Annotated in this window: 18 protein-coding genes; 7 read left to right on the top strand and 11 right to left on the bottom strand. The window is 43.3% G+C overall.

The annotated features are described in order from the left end of the window. Positions 1–80 precede the first annotated feature (80 nt). From BMX95_RS21385 to BMX95_RS21365, 5 genes are all read left to right on the top strand, one after another. Positions 81–749, top strand: a complete 669-nt coding sequence (locus tag BMX95_RS21385) for an endonuclease III domain-containing protein (protein ID WP_081200447.1) — start codon at positions 81–83, stop codon at positions 747–749. Positions 750–937: 188 nt separating this feature from the next. After that, a complete protein-coding gene (locus BMX95_RS21380; RefSeq protein ID WP_081200446.1) occupies positions 938–3,370 on the top strand; it encodes a bifunctional YncE family protein/alkaline phosphatase family protein in 2,433 nt (810 codons plus the stop codon). 19 nt (positions 3,371–3,389) lie between these two features. After that, entirely contained in the window at positions 3,390–3,641 is a 252-nt protein-coding gene (locus BMX95_RS21375) for a hypothetical protein (RefSeq protein WP_133053908.1), read from the top strand. A gap of 71 nt (positions 3,642–3,712) precedes the next feature. Continuing rightward, complete coding sequence (locus BMX95_RS21370; RefSeq protein ID WP_081200444.1) at positions 3,713–4,783, top strand: hypothetical protein; 1,071 nt, start codon at positions 3,713–3,715, stop codon at positions 4,781–4,783. Beyond that, positions 4,783–7,350, top strand: coding sequence for a TonB-dependent receptor domain-containing protein (locus BMX95_RS21365; protein WP_081200443.1), 2,568 nt, complete (start codon positions 4,783–4,785; stop codon positions 7,348–7,350). Before BMX95_RS21370 ends, BMX95_RS21365 begins: the two co-directional genes overlap by 1 nt. A gap of 106 nt (positions 7,351–7,456) precedes the next feature. On the opposite strand, the gene BMX95_RS21360 is transcribed toward BMX95_RS21365, so the two are convergent. The 6 genes from BMX95_RS21360 to BMX95_RS21335 all read right to left on the bottom strand — a co-directional run bounded on the left by BMX95_RS21360 (position 7,457) and on the right by BMX95_RS21335 (position 16,344). After that, on the bottom strand, positions 7,457–8,527 hold the full coding sequence (locus BMX95_RS21360; protein WP_081200442.1) for a phosphatidylinositol-specific phospholipase C1-like protein: 1,071 nt from the start codon (positions 8,525–8,527) through the stop codon (positions 7,457–7,459). 33 nt (positions 8,528–8,560) lie between these two features. Continuing rightward, entirely contained in the window at positions 8,561–10,168 is a 1,608-nt protein-coding gene (locus BMX95_RS21355; protein ID WP_081200441.1) for a RagB/SusD family nutrient uptake outer membrane protein, read from the bottom strand. Positions 10,169–10,188: 20 nt separating this feature from the next. Next, positions 10,189–13,191 (bottom strand): SusC/RagA family TonB-linked outer membrane protein, encoded by a 3,003-nt coding sequence (locus BMX95_RS21350; protein WP_133053907.1) that lies wholly within the window; start codon positions 13,189–13,191, stop codon positions 10,189–10,191. A 100-nt stretch (positions 13,192–13,291) separates the two neighbouring features. Beyond that, a complete protein-coding gene (locus BMX95_RS21345) occupies positions 13,292–14,512 on the bottom strand; it encodes a CehA/McbA family metallohydrolase (RefSeq protein ID WP_242673126.1) in 1,221 nt (406 codons plus the stop codon). A 109-nt stretch (positions 14,513–14,621) separates the two neighbouring features. Beyond that, a complete protein-coding gene (locus BMX95_RS21340; protein WP_081200438.1) occupies positions 14,622–15,719 on the bottom strand; it encodes a FecR family protein in 1,098 nt (365 codons plus the stop codon). A 76-nt stretch (positions 15,720–15,795) separates the two neighbouring features. Further along, positions 15,796–16,344: an RNA polymerase sigma factor gene (locus tag BMX95_RS21335; RefSeq protein ID WP_081200437.1), complete on the bottom strand. Its 549-nt coding sequence runs from the start codon at positions 16,342–16,344 to the stop codon at positions 15,796–15,798. A 389-nt stretch (positions 16,345–16,733) separates the two neighbouring features. Between BMX95_RS21335 and BMX95_RS21330 the strand changes: the two genes are divergently transcribed. Further along, the gene (locus tag BMX95_RS21330; RefSeq protein WP_242673125.1) at positions 16,734–18,590 is read left to right on the top strand and encodes a T9SS type A sorting domain-containing protein; all 1,857 of its coding nucleotides are present in this window, start codon (positions 16,734–16,736) and stop codon (positions 18,588–18,590) included. 48 nt (positions 18,591–18,638) lie between these two features. Here the strand turns inward: BMX95_RS21330 and BMX95_RS21325 are convergent, their stop codons facing one another. The 5 genes from BMX95_RS21325 to BMX95_RS21305 form a co-directional block, all read right to left on the bottom strand. After that, the gene (locus tag BMX95_RS21325) at positions 18,639–19,676 is read right to left on the bottom strand and encodes a hypothetical protein (RefSeq protein ID WP_133053906.1); all 1,038 of its coding nucleotides are present in this window, start codon (positions 19,674–19,676) and stop codon (positions 18,639–18,641) included. 42 nt (positions 19,677–19,718) lie between these two features. Beyond that, positions 19,719–20,561, bottom strand: coding sequence for a sulfurtransferase (locus BMX95_RS21320; protein WP_081200434.1), 843 nt, complete (start codon positions 20,559–20,561; stop codon positions 19,719–19,721). 97 nt (positions 20,562–20,658) lie between these two features. Then, the gene (locus tag BMX95_RS21315) at positions 20,659–21,102 is read right to left on the bottom strand and encodes a hypothetical protein (RefSeq protein WP_081200433.1); all 444 of its coding nucleotides are present in this window, start codon (positions 21,100–21,102) and stop codon (positions 20,659–20,661) included. Positions 21,103–21,105: 3 nt separating this feature from the next. Then, positions 21,106–21,717 carry a Panacea domain-containing protein gene (locus BMX95_RS21310; protein WP_081200432.1) on the bottom strand — a complete coding sequence of 204 codons (612 nt, stop codon included), beginning with the start codon at positions 21,715–21,717 and terminating at the stop codon, positions 21,106–21,108. A 163-nt stretch (positions 21,718–21,880) separates the two neighbouring features. Further along, positions 21,881–22,591 carry a recombinase family protein gene (locus BMX95_RS21305; protein WP_242673124.1) on the bottom strand — a complete coding sequence of 237 codons (711 nt, stop codon included), beginning with the start codon at positions 22,589–22,591 and terminating at the stop codon, positions 21,881–21,883. Between the two features lie 1,153 nt (positions 22,592–23,744). On the opposite strand from BMX95_RS21305, the gene BMX95_RS21295 reads away from it, so the two are divergent. Then, the coding region (locus tag BMX95_RS21295; RefSeq protein WP_177193706.1) for a transposase at positions 23,745–24,004 on the top strand (260 nt) is incomplete at its 3' end.

The raw sequence follows: 24,004 nt of genomic DNA, 5'->3' as shown, positions 1-24,004 counted from the left end.
TACGACAAGAATTATACTTTTCCCGGTTATTTGAAAAACCTTTCTTCTATTTCGGTAGCTTTATATATAATATTTGCTATATGAAATCTTCCGCTATTGACTGGTCCATTGAAATAAAGCCATTGTTGAAGAAGTATAAAAACAAAAAGCATCCCCTCGATGCTGCCAATTCTTATCAGTGGATTGTAATGGTTGTTTTATCCGCACAGGCAACCGATAGTTTGATCAATCAATTGGCCCCGGACTTCTTTAAAACATATCCCGATATAAAAGCCCTTTCCAAAGCTGATCCGAAATCTTTATTCCCGCTCATCAGTAAGGTCAGGAATTTTGCGCATAAGGCGCAATGGCTGGTGAACATGGCTAAGGAAATAAAAACAGACAGCAATATTCCGCTTGACATGGAATCGCTGGTTGAATTACCGGGCATTGGTAGAAAATCAGCCAATGTGATCCGGCGTGGCGCAAAAGCATCGCCGCAGGGAATTATCGTTGACCTGCACACCATACGGGTTTCAAACAGATTGGGCATTGTTACAACTGATAATGCTGAAAAGATAGAAAAACAATTAATGGAGTTGCTGCCTGAAAAAGAATGGGATGCCGGTATGGCGATGTCGTTCCTGGGCCGGGAGATATGTCACCCCGAACCTGAATGCCCTATTTGTTTAATGAAAAAGGTGTGTGCTTATTATAATGGGGAAAAGGTTGTTAGTGCGGTGAAGAAGAAAAAAGGCAGTAGGCTGTAGGCAGTGGGCCACTCACTTGCCCATACTATCAACTCCGTCAACTTTATCAACCAGGTCAACCTCCCCCAACTACATTACAATTTGTTAATACATACATAATACATAAATTAATAGCTTCACCGCCCCAAACCCTTGGCCTCTGCCCGCTTGCCTGCGTAATTTATTTATTACAACATCATTATTAGTCAATGAAAAAGGTATTATGCTTTTTTCTGGCAGCTGCCGCCCTGCGGGCGCAGAGCCAGGATCTCTCTACCCTTGAAAGCAAACGGGTACATCTTCCCAATGGCTGGTCATTAACCCCGGCAGGTAAAAGTTTGCCATTGGGCGATCTGCCATTGAACATTGCCATCAGCTCTTTGCGGCATTTTGCGGCCGTTACCAACAACGGACAAAGCACGCAAACCATTCAACTGATCGATGTGCGTACCGATCAGCAACTTGATGAAGTAGTGATCCGCCGTTCCTGGGGCGGGCTCGTTTTCAGCGCCGATGAAAAAAACCTGTATGCTTCCGGTGGTAATGATAACTGGATCCTTCAATATGCTATCCGTAATAATAAACTGGTGCCCACCGATACATTTAAGCTGGGCGCCCCTTACCCACAGGCTGAAATTTCGCCAACGGGTATTGCACTCGATGATAAGAAACAGCTGCTGTATGTTGTCACCAAAGAAAACAACAGTTTGTATGTGATCGATCTGGCCTCCCATAAAACCGTGCAACAACTGCCATTGGGTTCAGAAGGTTATACCTGTTTGTTGTCGCCCGATAACACAGCACTGTACCTCACCTTGTGGGGCGCCGATAAAGTAATGGTTTTTGATACCAAAAAGAATATAATAACGGATAGTATTGGTGTGGGTGATAACCCGAACGATCTGTGTTTATCGAAGAACGGCAGGTATTTATATGTCGCGAATGCCAATGACAACAATGTATCTATTATAGATATTAAATCAAGAAAGGTGGTGGAAACATTAAATGCTGCATTGTATCCCACCCGGCTGAGCGGTTCCACCAGCAATGGCGTATCCCTGAGCGATGATAATAAAACCCTGTTTATCGCCAATGCCGATAACAACTGCCTCGCAGTATTTGATGTAAGTAAACCGGGGCACAGTGTTTCGAAAGGCTACATCCCAACCGGCTGGTACCCTACCTGTGTTAAAGTAGTTGATAAGAAACTATATGTTTCCAATGGAAAAGGGTTCTCATCGTTCGCCAATCCCAAAGGTCCCAACCCTATTGGAAAAAAACAGGCCGTAGGTATCCACGAAGGCGACAGTACGCAGCCTAAAACGGTGCAATACATTGGCGGTGGTTTGTTAACGGGTACCATGAGCATTATCCCCATTCCTACCGAACAACAACTATCCGTATACTCCCAGGCGGTATACCACAATACCCCTTATAAAAAAGAAGCGGAAACGCAGGCCGCTGGTGTTGCTGCCGGCAACCCGGTTCCACAAAAAGTGGGTGATCCTTCTCCTGTTAAACATGTATTCTATATTATCAAGGAGAATCGTACTTATGACCAGGTGTTGAGCGATGTACCGGGTGGCAATGGCGATACCTCTCTGCTTTTATTTGGTGAAAAGATCACACCTAACCAACATGCCATTGCCAAACAATTTGTGTTGCTCGATAATTTTTATGTTGATGGAGAAGTAAGCGCCGACGGTCATAACTGGAGCATGGGTGCTTATGCTACCGATTATATGGAAAAGAACTGGCCTACCAGCTATGGCCGCAGAGGCCTTGGGGCCAAAAGTTCCACCAAGCTGAATAAAATATATCTCTGGGACCAGGCCAGCAGTTCAGGGGTTAGTTTTAAAACATATGGGGAGTTTGCCACTAAAAAGAGCGCTTCTATCCCGGTGCTGAATGGACATTTTGCTACCAACTTCGAAGGCTTTAACCTGCATATAAGAGATACCGTCCGTTATCGCAACTGGGAAAAAGATTTCGATGCACTTGTAGCCCGCAACTCTTTGCCGCAACTGATGACCGTTCGCTTTGGCAATGATCACACGGAAGGCATGGCCGCAGGGCGCCCCTCTCCTTTTGCACACGTAGCTGATAACGATCTGGCCATTGGGATGTTTATAGAACACCTGAGCAAAAGCCCTGTATGGAAAGAATCGGTTGTATTCATTTTGGAAGATGATGCCCAAAATGGCCCTGATCACGTAGATGCACACCGTTCACCCGCTTACATCGCCGGTGGTTTTGTAAAAAGGAATTTTGTAGACCATACCATGTACACAACTTCTTCCATGCTGCGCACCATCGAGCTGATATTGGGCATGCCGCCTATGACACAATACGATGCCGCCGCTATTCCCATGTGGCGTTGCTTCAATACGCAATCCGATGGTACAGCCTTCACGTCGTTACCTGCCAATGTAGACCTCAATGAAACAAACCCCGGTGGAACAAAACTGGCAGCCATGTCGAAAGGGCTTGACTTTTCGAAAGAGGATGTTATTCCAGATCAGGTTATGAATGTTATTACCTGGAAGGCTGTGAAAGGAGAACATTCCATTATGCCAACCCCAGTGCGCGCAGCGTTTGTAAAACCGGTTAAATCAAACGACGATGATGACGATGACAAATAATATAAATACCCATTTATCTATGCAAAAAAAATTATTGACCGCTCTTGGTTTGGCAATGGTACTATTCGCCGCCTGCAAAAAAGATGCGGAAGTGAATCTAACACCTGATCAACCTGTGCTGGGTAGCTATATCAACGATGGCGATACGCTCAATACAAACGGAAGGGCGATCAAGGGAACATTAAAAGCAGATGGCACTTATTACTTATACAGCAACTATGGTGATGCTGTGATCAATGCCGGGGATACTTTATTGATACAAGTGGGGTAAAAGTATATTTTGCCGGTCCTTCTACCGGCGCTACGGCCATTGGTACGCAAAATCATGCCCCCGGTATAAAGGTGAACGGTACATTAATTGTGCTGGGCACTAAAGACAAACCGGTAGTATTTACGGTGCAGGACCCGGCGCTTCGTTCAGATCCGGCAAAAGATCCGCAGAACCCCAATACCGATCCAGCCTTTAAAGGATACTGGGGCGGTATACAGGGTGGCACAACCGCCGGCGACATTATTATAAAATGGACACGGCTCGAATACCTGGGTGGTTTGGCGCCGGCTACTGATCCACGTCCTAATAAAGCGCGCTATGGTATCCTGTTGCAAAATCCCAACAGTAATTTCGTACTGGAAGACAGCTGGCTGTACGGTTCCTTTGATGATATGGTGCGAGTAGCAGGTTGCAAATACGAGATCATGCGCAATACATTTGAAAAAGTAGGTTTTCAGGCCGGAGAATGTGTAAACGTAAAAAGCGGTAGCGTTGGTGATATTGCGTACAACCTGGTTGTGGGTGGAACCGGTAATGCTTTTAAATCAGCCAATGCCGGTGGCTTGTCGCCGCAGGCTAACATGAACATGTACAACAATACCATTGTAAATACCGGTTACCGCCAGGCTAAAGTAGGCGAAGGCGGTTCGCTTGATTTTGAAAACCAGGGCCGGGGTAACAGTTACAACAACCTGTTGGTGAACTGCGCCTTTGGACTGGCCATCATGGGCGCCAATGGCAGCGTTCCTTCAGCTGACCTGCAGAATGTAAAGTATGGCTATACTTTTAACTATGGCGATAGCTTACAAATCACTTCGCAGTTTTTACCAGCTGGTTATGTAACAGAAGCAAAGTCAACCGATATTAACGGTGGTAATGGTACCACACCTGGCGCCAACAATCCCAAATTCGTAAACTTTCCGTTGCCTGTACCAGCAGGGTACGATTTTATCAGCCATGATTATGCCGGCACTTATGATTTTCACCTGGCATCTGGCTCACCTGCTATTGGCAAAGGCTATACAGAATTCGCACCGTTGGCAGTTGTAAAAGAGGATGCCGTGTATGGCGCTACAGAAATTACGGCGCCCGGTAAAGACATTGGCGCGTTTCAGCAAGACCACAAAGGGAATCAGCATTAATGATACGTTCATACAAGCTTAAAATTATCATCAGGGTGGCCGGCATACTATGCGGCCACCCTGTTTTTGCACAGCCTGTTCCAAAACACCTGGATACGGTACAAGTCATCAGCAGCAAAGCGCACACCGATATGGTGCACAGCAGCATGCTGGAGAAAACATCCGTACCGCTGGTGAATATTATTTCCCGGGAATCCATCGAACGGTCGTCTGATATTACCGTAGCCGATATGATGCAACGTGTAAGTGGTGTATCTGTGCTGCGCGATGAAACCGGCACACCCGGCAAAACGGTTATCCGCGGTATGGACCCCAAATACAGTTACACTACGGTAAATGGCATGGCCATTCCCAGCCCTAATGATCGCAACCGTTATTTATCGCTCGATCTGTTTCCGGCCAACCTCATCGATCACGTGGAAGTATATAAATCATTGACGCCCGAAATGGCTGGCGACGCCATTGGCGGACTGGTTAATATTGTAACGCGACCTGTTCCAGAGCAAAAAAACTTTTCAATTCAATTGGCTACCGGTTACAGTCAACTCTTTTTCGACAGACCTTACCTGGGTTTTAAAACCAGGGCAGTTGAAAAGCAGTCGCCATACGAACGATATGGCCCCAATTATGTAGCCGGTTCAGACGATTTCTCCAATGACAATTTATCTTTTCATACCAAACATCCCCTGCCCGATGTTCATGGAAATATCAGCTGGTCGAAACGGTTTCTACATCAGAAGCTGGGGGTAATAGTTATGGGCGGTATACAGAACATACATACCGGCGCTGATGGTTTTCTTATTCTGCAAAACAGTGAACCCCAGCCCAACAATGTACCCGGCATCACCGATTTTGTAAAACGACATTTTTCTACTACCAGCACCCGAAAAAATATCTATGCCGCGTTTGACTACAGGTTCAATGCCCGGCATCAGCTGCGATTTTATCAATTGTATGTAAACAAACTGGATGCAGAAACCCGTGATGCCGTGGATACCAGTCTGGCTGAAGGCCGCACAGGCCCTGGCACCGGCCGCATAGCTATTCTGCAACGCTCGCGTATGTACCGCCAAAGCATCGAGCACCTGAATTTGCAGGGCGATCATCAATTCAACCAGCAGCTGTCATTCAACTGGAGAACCGTATACTCCATTGCATATGGCAATTACCCCGACAGGGCCGAACTGACTGCCAATACCGGAAGAATTGTAGGTGCAGATAATGAGGTACATCAAACACCGGTGCTATTGGCGCCATTAAGCAGAACCTGGTTGCACAATACCGAAAAGGAGGAAGACATCTATGCTACCCTGCATTATAAACCGGCCATACTCAAACAACAACTCGATATAAGCGCCGGCACCTTGCTGCAATACCGCCAACGCGATAACTTTTATAATATCTACACCTTTGTTCCTGCCATTACCAGTGGTAATGGACAACCGTTTACCAATATATACGATGCGGTTTGGTATAATAACAATGGGCCTCAAAACCCATTGGGAACCGTGAACACACCGGGAACCTATGCCGCCAAAGAAAACATCAGCGCCGCTTATCTGCAGGCGAAATTTCATACCAATAGCTGGAGCATTACCGCAGGCTTACGGCAGGAACAAACAACCCAGCACGTGCATTCCGAGGCTGATCCCGGCACGCCATTCGGCAAAGCCATCAGCATCCGGTATCGCGACTGGCTGCCCTCGGTTCACCTGGGTTATGTATTAACCCCCAAACAAGGCATAAAATTGTCATACTATAAAGCACTCAGCAGGCCATCGCTCTATGACATTACTTTTTTTAACATGGACCTCGACAATTACAATGTAGCGGGCAATCCATTTCTGAAAAGAAGCACGGCCGATAATTTCGATCTTCGGTATGAATTGTATGCCCCAGCGATTATAGATGCGCTGCAACTGACTGCCTTTTATAAACGGATTGAAGATCCCTACGAAAAAACATTGCTCAGTGCAACGGATACCCTGTATGCCATCGCTGCCAATGGCCAGTCCTATATTCCGGCCGGTAAGTTAACGGAGCAATTGCGCAACTATGGCACTGCCAATAACCTGGGGTTTGAATTTTCTGCTGTGAAATATATCGGCAACCTGGGTATAATTGCCAATTATACATTTACTTATTCACGCATCAGACAAACAAAGAAATTCAAACAGCGGGAAGACCCACAAAATCCGGCCTCAGACATTATCACGGTTACCAAAACACAGGAACGGCCGTTACAGGGACAATCGAAACACCTGGCTAACCTCAGTATCAGCTATCACCTGCCCCGTTATGGTACTACTGCACAGGTCACAGGTGTGTATACGGGCCGCCGCATCGATGAAATATCGGGCTGGTATAATTTAGACAATTGGCAAAAAGGCTATACCACGCTTGACTTTTCCTTAGAACAAACCATCAAATCGCATTGGCGCCTGTTTGCAAAGGCTACTAACTTATTAAACGCAGGTACGCAAATCTATGTAGCTAACAGGATGTTAATTGAGAAAAGTAATTACAAAAGAGGGTATTTAATCGGTATTCAATACCGGGTTCGTTAGTTCGATAAGAACTTAACAAGTTAAAAACAACAAAGGCTTCATCAAAGGTTTTTATACCTGATGAAGCCCTACATTGTATCTACTGAAAATCTTACATTGGACGATACTATTTCTTATTACCAGCGTTGTTTACCGGATTTAAGCGAATGTATTTACTGTTTCCTTCAAAATAAACCTGGTAAGGGCTATCAAAGAAGGTGCTTTTAAGATAATAATCAGTTGTAATGATCTGTGCACCGGAGCTGCAGGCCGCATCAAAATAAGAGCGGTCGTTCACCCGCGCCTGTTTTGTATCGCCATCGGCCCGGGTACGGATGATGTATCCTTTTTGTACCAGTTCCTTTATCCCAGGCTCCTTTGAACCATTTCTGATCAACACAGCCGCTTCAGGTGTACCGGGTTCTGCATTTATAAACAGGATACGTCCTTTTAAAGAAGGATGCCCTTCCATATAAGTAGCCCGTTTGGCGCCATGGTCATCCAGAACAAACAGGTATTTACCTTTGGCTGACTGTAACGTTGGCCAGTTGCCTTTTAGTACGGCTTCCTCCAAAGTTGCATATTTGCCGCGCACATCATCTGGCGTAATAATATATTCCTTGCCCAGATTCTTTACCAATTCTGCATCCAGATCATCCATAGCCTTTACATTCAGCTCCTCGGTATTAGACCCCTCGCTGCCACCCTTTGTTTCCAGGGTAATGAAAACCGGGTTATGGTCCGGATGTTCTTTTGACCAGTTCCTTAACTTGGTCAATATGCCTGCAAAGGTGTATGAATCGGTGCGGAAATCAAAATCAGGCACGTGAAATACTTTGTACCCGGGTTTTAGCATTTCCCCATTGGGATCATAAGGCGCCTGGCCGGCTGCCATGTCTAACCCTTTTGGATGCGCGTATTTACCACCTTTCTCATCCCGATAGCAATCGATCTCCAGGTTATTCAACCCCATTTTCAATTGCTCTTCGATGGGAATATGCGCATAGGCCAGTCCTTTTACCCTGTTGGAATCTTTTTCCATAAACACTTTGAACAGGGCCGGATCGATGGCTCTTTTATAACTGTTGTGCGAGCCTATTACCTGTATCTTATTAATAGGCGTATTATCGGGAAGACCCGGGTTACCGCTCATTTGAAAAGCGAATGCGCCCATCGCAAGGCAAACCAATGCTTTCATATAACAATGTGTGTTTTATTATGTGCAAATAAACTAATTATAGCCATCGTTCTGTGCTAACTTTGGATTAAGCAATATGGCGCTTGAAGGAATGGGGAATATTCTCTTTCTTACATCCGCGTCTGTTTTATACATCCATTTGTCTTCAAATTTTCCAAAGCGGATCATATCGTTCCGGTGCCAGGCTTCCCAGGCAAACTCCCGGCATCTTTCACCAAACAAACCTTCCAGATCAACCGAAGTAAAGGCCGCTGCACCTCGTTTGGTACGTACACTGTTTACCAGTGTTAACGGCGTTGCACCTAATGTAGCGGTAGCGCCCCGTAAAATAGCCTCCGCCTTCATCAACAGGATATCTGAATAACGGAAGAAAGGTACATCATTAGACTGGTTCCTTGTGGTAGACGTGCTGTCGGGATAATATTTAATACAACGATAACCCATGGCCCAGGCCAGTTCATCATTACCTACATCAAAAGTCTCCAAACTCTTGATCTTAACATCAGGTGTAAGGTTCAAATGAAAATCGTAAGGATCGCCGCCATCGGCACCGGTATAAGACTCGTCGTACCCCTTCTTGGTAGTTTTAATGATAATATCAGAGCCATTGTAATATTTCTGAATTCCGGTAAGCCAGATGTTATTGCGTTGATCACCGGCATCGTTGAAGTAAGCGTAATAGGGGGCAGTAGTACTTACGGGTCCGCTTGCTTTTGTAGGCAGGCTGTATTTTTTCTGTACTTCAGCAGAACGGTGCATATAATACCGGCTAAAGAACTGTGCCGTTTGAACTTTATTATCGAAGGGAACAGCAAAAACAAATTCTTTAGCACCACCGGTGGTAGGTCCGTTGTTGATCTTGAACATATTGAGATAATCCGCTTCCAGATCAAACTTATTACTGGTGATAACGCTGTCGCACATCGCTACAGCATCATTGTACCGGTCAGTTCCTGTATATACCTGTGCATTCAGGTACATTTTGGCCAACAGGGCGAAAGCCGCATATTTGGTTGGTCTGCCATAAGTGGCTGCTCCGGTAGTACTGCTCAGATCGGGCAAAATTTCCTTTACTTCTTTTTCTATAAAATTAAACACGTCTTTACGGGAGGTAGTAACAGGCAAATCTGTACCGCCATAAGTAGTGGGCATGGGTATGTTGCCCCACAGGTCCATCATAATGAAAAACGACATGGCGCGCATCCCTCTTACTTCGGCAGCAATCTGCTTTTTCACGGGTATACTATCTGGTGCTGCCGGCAATACATCCTGTAAGATATTGTTACAATAACTTATAGTAGTCAGGATCCAGTTCCAGGCCTGGTTATTCATGTTATTGTCCCTGTTCCAGGTATGAAAGTGCAACTGAAGGTATTGGCCTCCATCTAACCAGTTGCTGCCATGTACCGGCAAAATGGACTCATCGGTACTTAACGATTGCAGGAACCAATAGCTTACCGGTATCTCTTTTCTAAAATTTATATATACGGGGGCTGCAACAGAATAGATCTGAGCCTCGGTTTGTGGGAAGTTATCAGTATTTAAATAACCGGGCGTTTCTATGGTAAGTTTGTGGCAAGACATACTACCGGTAACAACCAGTAATAATATGAATAAACCTATTTTATTAATGCGTTTCATTGTATAAATATTTAGATCTACTAAAGAGTTACATTCAGGCCAAACATAAAGCTGCGGATCTTGGGATAATAGCTGCTCACATCAAGACCAGGTGTAAGACCGCCCAGGTTCACTTCAGGATCGATGCCTGTATATTTGGTAATTACGAACAGGTTGTTAGCAGTTGCGTACAACCGGATTGATTGTATAGCCTTAACCGGTTTTAAGAAGGTATATCCCAGAGTAGCATTGTCTAAGCGAACATAACTTCCACTTTCGAGAAAACGGTCAGAATTGTTATTGCTATAATCATCGCTTTTACTCTCATTGAAGGCTGCTACAGGTATATTATACGTTGGCACTGTACTGGGTCTGAACAACTCGGCTTTGGTTTGGTTGTAGATCTTATTGCCCAGTGTTGAACGGAAAAACATACTCAGATCGAGTTTTTTATAACGGAATGCATTGCTCCAGCCCAGCTGTAATTTTGGCTGCGCCGTACCTGCTCTGTAGTAGTCCCTCGAAATGATAAGCTGGGGTGCGCCTACTACCTTACCATCCCGATCATAAAACTGCGATACGTTTTGATCGTTTTTACCTGCATATTTATACATAAAGAACTGTCCTACCGGAAGGCCGGGTTTCAGGATCTGTAACCATACATTCGTTTGTCCTGCCCCGGTACCGGCTGCAGTACTGATAGAATCATATCGGTAGATATCATTAGTAAGCGACACCAATTTGTTCAGGTTATGCGACATATTAAGCGATGAATTCCAGCTAAAGTTTTTGGTATTAACAGCTGCTACATTTACACTAAACTCAATACCCGTATTCCGCATTTTGCCTGCATTGGCGGTTATATTATTTATTGCCAGGTAACCAGTTTGATAATTAAAGATGAGATCACTGGTTGTTTTTGAATATACTTCCAACGTACCCGAGATCTTGTTTTTCAACAAGGCAAAATCAAGTCCTGCATTCACCATAGCTGTTTTTTCCCATCTCAGATCCGGATTGGCATTTTTTATAGTACCAGTACCGGGGGTTGCGTTGGGTCCCAGTTCAATACCAAAAGGTCCGTATAGAGGCAACGGCGTTATTACATCAATACCATTTGAATTACCGGTTACCCCATAGCCCACCCGTAATTTCAGGTCATCGAAAATATGTTGCCTGTTCATGAAGTTTTCACTGATCACACGCCAGGCAGCTGATACCGCCGGGAAATAACCCCAACGATTGTTGGCGCCAAAAACCGAGGAACCATCATGCCGGAGAGATGCCTGCAACAGGTATTTATCGGCATAATTATAATTCAACCTGCCATAATCAGAAATGAGGTACTTCTCCCGGTAGCTATTGGGTCCCCAATTAATTACATAGTTAGGGTTGGGATTACCCGCGCCCAAATAGTAATAGCTCAGGTCATCGACAACGAAATTGGAGTTGCTGGCGGTAAATCCATTTCCGGTTACATCTTTTTGGTAAGAATATCCGATAAGCGCTTTAATTGAATGCTCTCCAAACTTTTTTTCATAGTTCAAAAAGTTCTCCAGGATCTTCGAGGTGTTCTTATAGGTAGAACGCGTTGCCTGACCGCCCGCTACTCCTACGCCCAAAACACCCAGGTAGCTGGTGAGGTAGGTGTTAGAGTCATTTTGGTTGTTTTTGTAAGAAGCGCTGAGGTTATAGCTGAACCCAAACGGGAGCTTCAACGCGGCTGTAAAACTGGCAATCAAATTTTTGCTCTCACTTTTTCCGAAAGCGTTATTCTGCATCGCTACCGGATTGTAATACCCGGAGTGGTCACGGTTTTCGAAATAAGTTCCATCGGCATTGTAAACCGGTACGGTTGGCAAATACCGGAGCGCCTGTGCCAATACCGTAGCCTGAGCTGGATTGGTGGTAGCGTTATTAACGCTGTTTATAACGTTGAAGCCCAGTTTCAATTTATTATCCAGGGCCTGTTGTTCCAAAAACACCCTTCCGGTAACACGCTCCACGCCACTGTTCTTTAAAATCCCCTCCTGCTTGAAATAGTTAATACTGGCCGCGTACGCGGTACCTTCTTTGCCGCCACTCACCGACAAATTATGGTTTTGCGACATAGCAGTGGGGCGTTGAATTTCCTTTTGCCAGTCGGTATTGGCATGCAGGTCATCTTTGGGTGCCAGCGACTGGCCATTTTTGGCCAGAAATTGGTACACCTGGTCGCCGGTGAGCATCTCGATCCGGTTCGATACTTTGTCCACTGACACATAACCATCATATGCGATGCGGGCCTGTCCTTTCTTTGCTTTTTTGGTAGTTACCATTAAAATACCGTTGGCGCCGCGGTTACCATAGATGGCGGTGGCGGCAGCATCTTTCAGTACGTCGATAGAGGCAATATCACCAGGGGCTACTGAATTGATGTCAGCACCGGGTACACCGTCTATCACCACCAAGGGTTCATTGGCGCCTTCGCGCAAGGTAGAGGGTCCTCTTAATATAATGGAAGAAGCTACGTTGGGGTCGCCACTACGAGTGATAGATAATCCAGGTACCTTACCCTGCAACATTTGCAAAGGATCGCTGTATACCCCTTTATTAAAATCTTCTGAGCTAACAGATGTAATGGAGCTGGTAAGGTTCCGTTTTGAGTCGGTGCCATAACCTACCACCACCACTTCATTCAACTTGCTGCTTAACGGCGTAAGATTGAAAGTAAAGGTGAGTACGGTATTACCATCGTAATGCACGTCATTCGCTGCAGGGGCATAACCCACTGAGCTTGCGCGCATGTGATAATCGCCGGGATTCAGGTTGTAAAATATAAAGACCCCTTTATCATCGGCCTTTACCTGTTTGGAAAAGCTGCTGTCTGTATTGGCAATGTAAACAGTTGCGTTTGGTACCGTTTCTCCTGTTTCATTTACCAGAATACCTTTGATGGAAACTTTGTTTTGCTGGGCCATACCGGCATTAGCAAAACCAATGCAAAACAACAGGCACAGAAGCATCCATTGTGTGTGTTGTTTTTTGTTTGGTGTTACGTGCATAGCTATCAATTTTGGTTCCGTTTTGGGCAATACAAGCCCTGCTCCGTAGCGGAGTGTTTTTAAAATGATTCTGATTATGTTTATTTAGTCAGCGCCGCAATCAAAAATTAGGATCGAAGTTGAAGCAGATCGGGTTCGACAAACCGACCATGTTTCCACTCAAGGTTTGGGATACCGGTACTTGCGGATAAGGTGTTGATGGCCCTTCTACCACAACCCGGTAATAGGTGCGTCCTACTGTCGCCGGTGTATCTGTAAATTCGATCACAGGATTTTTACCGGTTGTTTTAAAGGTGCCGAACGGATTACCGTTCTTTACTACGCTTACGGTATAGGTGGAATCTGCTACGGTTTTACCGGTTAACTGTACACGGAATTTGGCAGGTTTACCAGTGGGTTTGGTATTGTCACCCATCATCATATCCATTTTGCCATCCTGGTCAAGGTCAGCATAAAATTCAACGCGGGGCGCAAAGGGGTTCGCGCTAACAGATACTCTTCCATTGGTAAGTGCATCAACAACGGCTTCTCTGGTACGCGCGGTAGCAAACACCCAGGTAGTAGGCGTTCCTACATAATTAGCCGTTGCCTGTTTGCTATTGGGCGTTGCCTTGTCTGGCGAGTCAGGAACACCATGGTGCGCATCGCTGCCACCTCTGCCGGTGATCTTTCTACCCGATGAAAGCATGTCGTCCCAGATCAACAGCGCATTCTCATTTTTTTTCCATACGGCAGAATTCCATACTTCCATGGAGCTGACCATGTCGTATGAAAAACCGAAATGATCTTTAGGCCCCATAGGATGATTGGCCGATAAATGAATACCCAGTTCTTTTACTACAGACTGAATAACAACGTCGCGTTGGTCGCGTACAAAATACAGTCGTTGGTGATCATAAGGGTGGGCCGAAAAAACGTTGCCATGTCCGCGGGTGGTTGTCCACTCAGCCCCATACAACAACAGTACAGAGTCTGATTTAAACTCCGGATCTGCCCAGGTATGGTTGGGAACATCACCATCAACATGGTTGTCGTGGTCGGTGATACAGATATAGTCTACACCAACAGTTTTGCAAAAGTTTATGATCTTTGATTCAGGATTGTTGGATGATTCTTTACTGTGACGTGAGTGCAAATGCAGATCACCTTTTAACCATACGCCATTGGTAAGGCTGGCCACTGGCGGCATATTGTTGATAGCAGTGGGCGCCCAGGGATCATTGGGAAGTGGTGTTTTTGATTGTGCTGTAGCAGCAGTGCCGATACAAGTGGTGATACCTATCAGTAATCCGCTACATACCATGCCAGCTACCCGTTTCATTATGCTGTTGTTGTTGCTCATCTTAATTCTGTATTACAGTTTTTAGTTTATTCCGGGCATAGTATTCCCGGCTCCATTGCGGAGTATTTTTTATTATTTGACTATTAATCTATTTGGAACCGATAAGGTATGTTTTAGAATCCACTCGCTGGCAATTCAGATCGTTGATAAAGGAGACAATCCGTAACACATCAGCCGCCTTCATTTTTGCTTTTATGAAACTACCCGAGTAAAGCGATTTTGACAACACCGAGTCTGGCATATTCTTATAAACGATCTTTATATCATACAATTTATTAAGTGCTTTGAAAACGGATGGTAGTTCTGTGTTTTTAAATATTACATGTGATGCATCCAGCTGACAGGTGCTATCTATGAAGTAATACTTTTTATCATGCACCACCGAGGCTGCGGCCGGTTTCATAACATAGTACAAAGAATCTGTTTTTTGTAATGCCTTTCCATCAAAAGAACAGTACTCACCTGGCAATAGGTATAACGCATTTGCAGGATGGTTCAGATCTTTCACCAGTACTTTTCCTTCTTCCAGCTTTACGGTAACGCGTTTAAGTTTATCATTGCTATTAACAGTGAAAATGGTTCCAATAGCAGTGGTACTTACATTTTCTGCGAATACAGTAAACGGGCGTTGTTTATTTTTTGCAACCTGAAACTTCGCTTGCCCTTTAAGCTGCAGCCATCTTTTTCCCGGTTCAAAATCTTTTTTATAACGCAACACACTTCCTGGCTGCAACAATACCAGCGAGCCATCCGATAAGTACCGGCTTTCACCCATGCTGGAATTGTTTGTCCATATTACACTGTCATTGACCATAGAGCTGCCAGTGCCTGTTGATACCATTGCATGGTTATCGTTTGCCGGCCGCTGCATAAAATAAACAAGCGCACTAATTGCCAGCACCGCAAAACAGGCTGCTACCGACCATTTCATCAATGGCTGCATATGCCTTAATAACCCGCGCTTTCTCCCATGCAGTTTTCCCTGAATGGCCTGCAATAGTTCTTCTTCATTATAAGAGATAGTAGCATCAGGCAGCCTGTTCAGTGATTGTGTCCAGTCATCTTCTTCAAAAAAGCCATCCAATATTTCTTTATGCGATTCCAGGTAAGCGGCCACTTGTCTTTTTTCTTCCTCAGTGCATTCGCCCCTGAAAAAACGCATGATTACTTGTTCGTCTATTTTCATTCCGGGAGGTATCTACCAGCAATACGTAACAAGTGAAAAAAAACACCTAGTGGTAACAATTTGGTAAGATTGGGAGTTAGTGGAGAAACACCAACAACATCAATGGTGTTAAATTCGAGAGTTTTCTCAATTCCCTGTAGGCCGAATTGATGTTATTTTCCACCGTTTTTACGGTGATCGTTAACTGGATGGCTATTTCTTTATTGGAATAGCCATTGATCTTGAGGTTGAGGATTTTCTTTCTTACGGGGGGAAGGGCGGCAATTAAATACTGCAATTTCTCCTTTTTATCGAGGGAGATCTGAAAGTTGTCTTCGGCCGCCACATCGGGCAGCTCGTCGTGGGAAACATACGACACTGGCGCTTTTGACGCTCTTTTCGCAATATCTATCAACGTGGTTTTGGCAATTCTGAACAATTGAATATCGAATGAGAGCGAAGCATTCAGGTTTGACCGGTACTTCCACAGCCGGATAAATGTTTCCTGCACCAGGTCCTCACAAACCTGGGTCGACCGTATTCGTTTATAAAAATAAGAATACAGGAACTGGTTATACTGGTAGTATATTTCTTCAAAGCACCCTTCTTCGCCAGCTTGTAATCTTAAAATATAAGAATTGTCCATCCTACACCTATTTGAAGGTGCAAACTTATTAAGGGTTTTTGGTGATTGTATATTAAGAAATTATTACATGACGTAGCAACATCAACGCAAATCAGGTTTATTTTTAATGTGGGGAATTACCTGCCCGTCGTAATTCTTGGCACAATAGATGTTGCTCATTGCACCAAAATAAGCATAACTGTTTATACGACAGATATAGCTGTTTTTCCAGGTTTCTGAATGACCTAGTTTTGCTACACCATTATTTTAAAGGCCTGATTAATCTTTGAAAAACAATGAAAACACCAGTATCCCTGTGTCTCATAGCACTATTGTTGTTAGGGACCATGCATTCCTATGCCACTAACTATTATGTGGATCCCTCAAATTGGGGATTAAACAAAGGAACAATGACAGACCCATGGAGATCTATAAATGATATACCATGGTACATCAACTACTTCAAGCCCGGTGACACCCTTTTCCTGAAACGCGACCAATGGTATACCGGCACCCTGTCCATCAACAGTTCGGGGAGCGCCGGCGCCCCCATTGTGATCATGGGCTATGGAGCAGGCAATGCGCCCAAGATGCAGTACAACGTAAACAGTCCCACGGAACAAAACGTCTACGACAGAACCATCATCCGGCTGAACCAGGCCAATTACATTGTGGTTGATGGTCTTGAGCTGACTGATGATTACACGCCCTGGTGGAATCATAATGTAACCGCCAATGTTGGTTACGGCGTTTATATCTACGGTACCAACGGCAACGGTTCACATAATGTAATTAAGAACGTTACCATCTCAAAGTTGGGCTGCGGCGTATCCATCGATGGTGGAAGCGATAATACCGTTTCAGATTGTACCATCATGAATTTGCGAATGATCCTGAATACACCCGATGTTCAATGGGACGATTTCGGTGCCATGGGTATCATGATCGGCGGCTCCAACAATACCATCACCCGAAATATTATTCAGGAATGCTACAGCAATAGCTACGATTATCAAATCGACGGTGGCGCTATTGAAATGTATGGGGCGGTTAGCAATAATAAGATACTGTATAACAAATGCAGCGAGAACCTGGGCTTTATGGAGTTCGGCAGCTCATCTGGCCAACAGGCGCTCAACAATGTGGTTGGATACAATTTGTTGATCAATAATGGACACGTATTCTGGATAAACACAAATAACGGTTATGGTGTGGATGTGCGGAACCTGCAGTTTTATAATAACAATGTTATTGAAACACATGCCCCTCGTTTGCCTGATGTCAGAAACATGATAGGCATAGCATCAACGCCCTGGGTTTCGAACGTGCTAACCATGAAGAACAATATCTTCTGGATAGCCACCGGTTCCAACATCACCGACCCTAACATTCAACCTTTTAACGGCCCACAGCTGATCCACCAAAGTAACCTGTATCATTTGGCTGGTGGACTTATGGGTTTTAATATGGATGGTTCAGAAAAGAAATTGAATGCAAACGATCAGGTGTTCGCCAATACAAGTGACAGCGATCCTAATCAATGGGACTTCGCCCTGAGCTTATTCAGCGCAGCTTTAAATATTGGACAAAACACTGGCATTGGCCTTGACAAAGACTTTTTCGATCAGGCCGTTCCTACTGATGGCATGTACGATGCCGGTATTGCCCAACAGGGTATGACGACCAGAATAATGAGTACCCTGCCTGTGCAATTCCTGTCTGTTAAAGGTCTGCCAGGCACCCTGGCAAATACAATTGTATGGGAAACTACCAATGATGGTGCCAATCACTTTGAGGTGGAAAAAAGCAATGATGGTAATACCTTCAGCAAAATTGCAGACGTGCCATACAATGCAAAAGCTGGTGCAAGCAGCACAAGATATATGTATGCGGACGTAAACAAAACCGGTGATGTGCAGTATTACCGCATCAAAGCAGTAGAAAAAGGAAGCGATGGTCCTTACTCGCAAGTCGTTACAATCAAGAGCACTACTGCAACAGATAACGCCAACAACAGTCTCTCCCTGACCGTTTACCCCAACCCGGCCCAGGATTTTGTGTATGTAAAAACAACGGCCACTGATCTGCAGAATAAAGAAATGGTGTTGGTAAATATGTCTGGCGTGGAATTAAGAAAAACCAGGATCACCACCACCGGCAACCAGGTACAACTTAATGTAAGCGATCTGCCGAAGGGCACTTATGCAATAAAATTATTGGATAATAAGACCAGTAAGGGTGAAAGCATTATGTTTACGAAGAAGTAAACAACCAGAAAATAAAAAGGCCCTGACAATGTCGGGGCCTTTTTATTTTTATGTGTGGGCATTGATAGCGTTGGTGAGCACTTTAAAAATCACTTCTGACATTTGCTTATCATAAAATTGTAAAAGCAGCTCTGTTTGCTGTTTTTGTAAACCAATGCCGTCAGTATACGTATCGAATGCATGTAATTGAGTAAATGGGATTGCAAAGGATTGCTGTTGCGCAGCAAATACCACCCCTTTATTTGTTATGGCAAAAATACCCGGCAGGTTGTCAAGTACATGTTCCCTGATAGGCGAGTTTCTGCTGGAACCCAATTGGTACGATACGCCTTTTGTTGCTTTAAATCCTTCCTTGCTGCTTTGGCTGAAATACCCGGTTGTATTGGTTCTTGCGAACACGAAATTTGAACTGATTTCCCAGTAAGCAACTTCATCGTTTTGTATTACCACAGTAGGTTGTTTGCATTGCGGCAAATAACCTTGCTCCAGGGCATTTAATAATACGAGGTAATAATAATCTTCCTTCAGTTTTTTATCAAGGGTAGCCTGTCTGATATCGATACCCAGTGTTTGCGCCAGCTGTTTCAATGTTTGTTGTTCATCAGCAGTTACCAGCTGATCTGAGATCACATCCCTAACGGCATTCTGATATAATTCCAATGCATTTTGTTGATTAATGCGGGTTACTTCCTCATCTGAAACATTCAACTCTTTTGCAAACAGCCCAATCTCCTGAATTTCTTCCTCGGATAAATGATTGTCGGCCAGTTTTTGTTTTGAAAGCCCGGCAACCGCATTTTTTGCGTACTTGCTTTTAACGGTATTGATGGCCGCATCGGACAGCTGAAAATATTCTTTTATTTTGATGAGCCCTTTTTTCTCGTCATCAGTGATGGCATAATCCTGAATAACATCCTGCAGGTGTTTTTCATAGATCTCCAGTCCCAGTGATTGCAGCTTAACAGGATCGGCTTTTTTACTATTGGTGTTGTTATAATTATTGAAATGGGATTCCCAGTTATTGTAGTTATCATTTCTGATATCTTCTACTAATTTGGCATGGGATGAAAAAAGCTTTTTGAACATGGGTTGGGTTTTATCATTTTTCAATATTTTTTTCACCGGGCATTATGCACCTGTTACTACAGGTCTGGCAGCGTCTGTGATCCATTCACTCCAGGAACCTGCATATAATTTCGGTATCGGATAACCGGCATATACAGACAATAATACATTGTATGCTGCAGTTACACCAGAGCCGCAATAAAACACAACATTTCCTTTCGCATATTCGTCTTTGAAATGTTCTTTATATACGGAAGGCTCAGCTACGCCTTCTGCTCCTATTTTGGCATTGAATGGTTTAGATACAGCAGTTGGGATATGACCGGCCACAGGGTCTATAGTTTCATTTTGTCCGGCATATCTGTCGGCAGTTCTGGAATCAATAAGACAGGTATTACCTGCTTCAATAGAGGCCAGCACTTCCGTTGCAGAGGCTAGCAGGTTATCATTAAAACTGGCAACAAAGTCCTTTTGTTGCAGAGATCTTACCGCATTGGTCAATGGATATCCTGCTGCAGTCCATGCACCCTTTCCACCATTCAATACCGCTACATTTTCATGTCCGGCCCAACGTAACAACCACCATAACCTGGCAGCAGCCATGAACCCGGCAGTAGCATCGTAGGCAACCACCTGCACATTTTTATCTATACCCCAGTTTGAAAATAATTTTACCAGCGCTTCTTTCTGCGGCAATGGGTGCCTGCTTGTTTTACCAGCTATAATTTCACCAGAAAGATCATCGTGCAGGTCTGCATATAAAGCGCCGGGAATATGCGCCTTCTCATATTCGGTTGCTCCCCAGTTTTTATCAGCCAGGGAATAGCTACAATCAATAAAAAGAAAGTTAGGATTATTCAGATTTTCAGCTGCCTCCTTAGGTTGGATAAATGTTGTGTAGTTCATATGAGTACAAAGCAACTATTTTCTTGCTAATATCCCAAGAATTCAATGTAACCAATTATTTATCAATCTTATATACTAAGAAAGAAGAAGTAAATACTTAACGGAGGTAATTTTTGATCTTATTTTTAACACTTGTACTATTCAGCAAACAGTTTTTCAATGATGTAAATTCCGCATCAGTCAATAGATCCAAAATATGGTAATCCACCCCCTCTATTGGATACACCTGCTCAAAAATTGCAATTTTGTAATCCTCAATTTGATGGCCATAGATAAATGTGGGTTCGTAAAACTTAAATCCTTTTTTACCCACGACCTTGTCCTTCTCAAATACATAACAATTATAACATCTTTCATCTATATTAATGCACCCATGCGGTACCGTTACAAACGAAGGCACGTTGTTACTTCTTGTTGGCAAAGCGCCGACAATAATATCATTTTCATTTTTAGCTAAAACAATGAAGTATTTGGGTTTGGCGGTATTGCCATTCTTGAAGAAAAAATCCGGGAAATAAATAATTTGTCCTGGTAAAAACAAGCCCTATCGTTTTAAATGCTTCACAAATTCCAGATTTTCTTTCGATTCTTCAAATCTCTCTTTTAAATATGAAGGCATGGAGGAGTTATCAAATAAAAGACTAAAGTCAATCGTGTATTCTGTACTATTTAGCAGATCAGTTTCCAGGGACTCGAGAACACCATATTGAATAGCCGATTTCCTCCAAAGTGAATGCGGGCTTTGCGTGTGATCGACTAAATTTGATGCAGATTTTTCACTAGCAAAATTGATAATCAAATCCATTAGTTCAATATCGTTGTCGCTGAATTCATCATTGTTAAATGTCTTATTGGCTATAAAATTGCTGGAATGTTCGCTCTCCTGTTTGATAAATTCATTTAAAAGTATCGGTGTTTCATAAGACAGGTCAATGAAAATATCCTTTATTATCGGTCCGGATTTCCAAAGTTGAAAATCGATACCAAAGAAGTGGTGTCCAAACTTTTTAATGCATGCTTCTTCAATTATAAAAAGCAGACTTAAGATCTTTGTTCTATTTAGATCAGGAATTTTATTTGAGAAGTATATTATAGTGTTCCCAATCTTGTTAATCTGATCTTGTGTAAAAGCTTTATTTCGGATGTCCGCGTTCATTCGGCTAGTATCGAAAAATTGAATAATAAACTGGGTGGAGGGAAGTATTTATAGGGTGAAGGTACCAAAAAATTGATAGTTTTTATCATTTCTGCTGTAGTGTTTTGGTAGTTCTAAACCATTTTAAAAGCGTATTTACTTACACATGCATTGTTCCTTATTATTATTTGTGTGGGGCAGCCTCTTTATTTTTGGTCATTTCTAATCTCGAAAGTACATTATGAACACTTGTTCTATGCCATCGCCCTCCCGGCCTGAATGTTGGCACCTTCAATCTGTTTAATTCACTTGCTATTTTTCTTGTACTGCAAATACCCTCTTCATTTAATTTAAAGAGGAGCGGTTGAAGTTCTTTCGCAAATTTATAAGCCGCTGCTTTATTTTGTAATGCAAGTGCATTCGCATTCTTCCCTAATAATACCCCTCTTTGTTTTGCTGCCTGCAGCGCTGATTTTGTATTTTCACTTATTGAACGACGTTGTTCTTCTGCGACTGCAGCCAGAATATGTATTGTAAAGCGATTTGCATGGGGATTATCAGCAACGATGATATCAACCGGTAGTTTAATGTTGCGTGCGATCTCCTCTACATCACGGCCTAAACGATCGAGCCGGGCAACAATCAAAGCTGCCTGATGCTTTTGACAAAGTGCAAACGCATTTTCTAAATACACTCTTCGTTTCCGTGTCGACTTTACTTCCTGAATCTCCATCAGCAGTTGAAATCCATTGCTATTACAATGATGCCTCACTGCATGTTGTTGAGCTTCCAGTCCTAATCCACTTTTACCTTGCTTTCCAGTTGATACACGATAGTACGCAATTACCAATTTCATGAGATCTGGATCTTTCTTTAGCCAAATGTCCAGCGTCAAACGGTGATTTACTTTTGGACGAATTTCAGTACCAAAATATTTTTTGTTCGCCCTTAAGCCCCTGTCAATACTGGCTATTTGAAATTAAAAAATAAAGATATCTGAACCCATTTTGTCCATAAGTAAGTGACCGTTGTCATATGGACAAATTAAAGAAGCAATTGTTATTTGAGCGTAAAATCGATTTGAATTACTTGCGGCTATCCAAATATATTAAAAAATACACAAATATCAGTAGATTTGTATCACTTTGATCGATTTATCTAATTCACATTTTTTTTGACAGCTTCAGCTCATTGGCTGACAACATCAGCTCATTGAATGACGGAAAAAATTATGATTTCACGTCTTTGTCTTGTCCGATGTGACAATAAGTACATTAATTCACCTAATGGGCTAATCGATACTGCCAATGGTGTATTGGAGAGTCATAATGAGCTATTCGCAACTCACAATCAGCCATGTGCAGGTGGCAATTGATTTTTTTTTGGTTAAAATAAATTCATGGAAGCCATCATGCGATTTATGGAGGCTATCATTCGATTTATGGAAGCTATCCTGTGAATTATGGTAACTCCAGAAAATTTATATTAGCCTTCAACCAATTTATGCTAATCACCAACTAACTTATTGTAGATATAACTTATTTATTTCGTGAAAAAATTAGCACATGCCGACAAAAAATGAATTATTCCGATTGGGAACATAATTATTGAGGCTGTAATTTGAAAAAAGACAGCTGTCATTTGAATTATGGAAGCTATCATTCCATTTTGGAAGGCTGCCATTGGAATTATGGAAGCCATCATTCGATTTAGGAATGCTGCCATTTGATCTGGAGGTAGTAAGTAAATTGGAGGCAGCTATAATTTGATTGATGGTCCCATCTACTGAAAATTGTTCTTAATTAAATTGACTGACGAGTGCTGGCAATTGAAAGAAGGGAGTTGAGAAAATTGAATGGCGGTCTTTCTTTTAATTGGTAGTATAAAGTTCTTTGTGTAAACGTTATTAAGTAACTGTATTAGGGGTTTAATTCCCCAGGCAGGTTTCGCTTCGTTCGGCTGCGCTTCGCTGCGCCTCACTTCGCTGCACCTGCCTGGGGAGCGGCGCAAAATTTGGCCCCATTTTTTATTACCTTTAATACAGATTTATGGACAAAGAACAATCAAAAATTCCCAAGGACTTTTTTAAGCAATTCAAAAGCAAGGAAGACTTTCAATCTTTTTTCAGTGAACTCTACAAGCAGGGTGTGGAAGAGATGCTCAAAGGTGAACTTGATGAACATCTCGGCTATGAGAAACACAGCAAAGAAGGCCACAACACTGGCAACAGCCGCAATGGCTCCTATCCTAAAAAAGTAAAGACGGAAACATTAGGCGACCTGGTACTGAATATTCCCCGGGACCGTAA

The organism is Niastella yeongjuensis (assembly GCF_900110245.1).
Lineage (GTDB): Bacteria > Bacteroidota > Bacteroidia > Chitinophagales > Chitinophagaceae > Niastella > Niastella yeongjuensis.
This window is presented reverse-complemented; position numbering and strand designations above follow the sequence as displayed.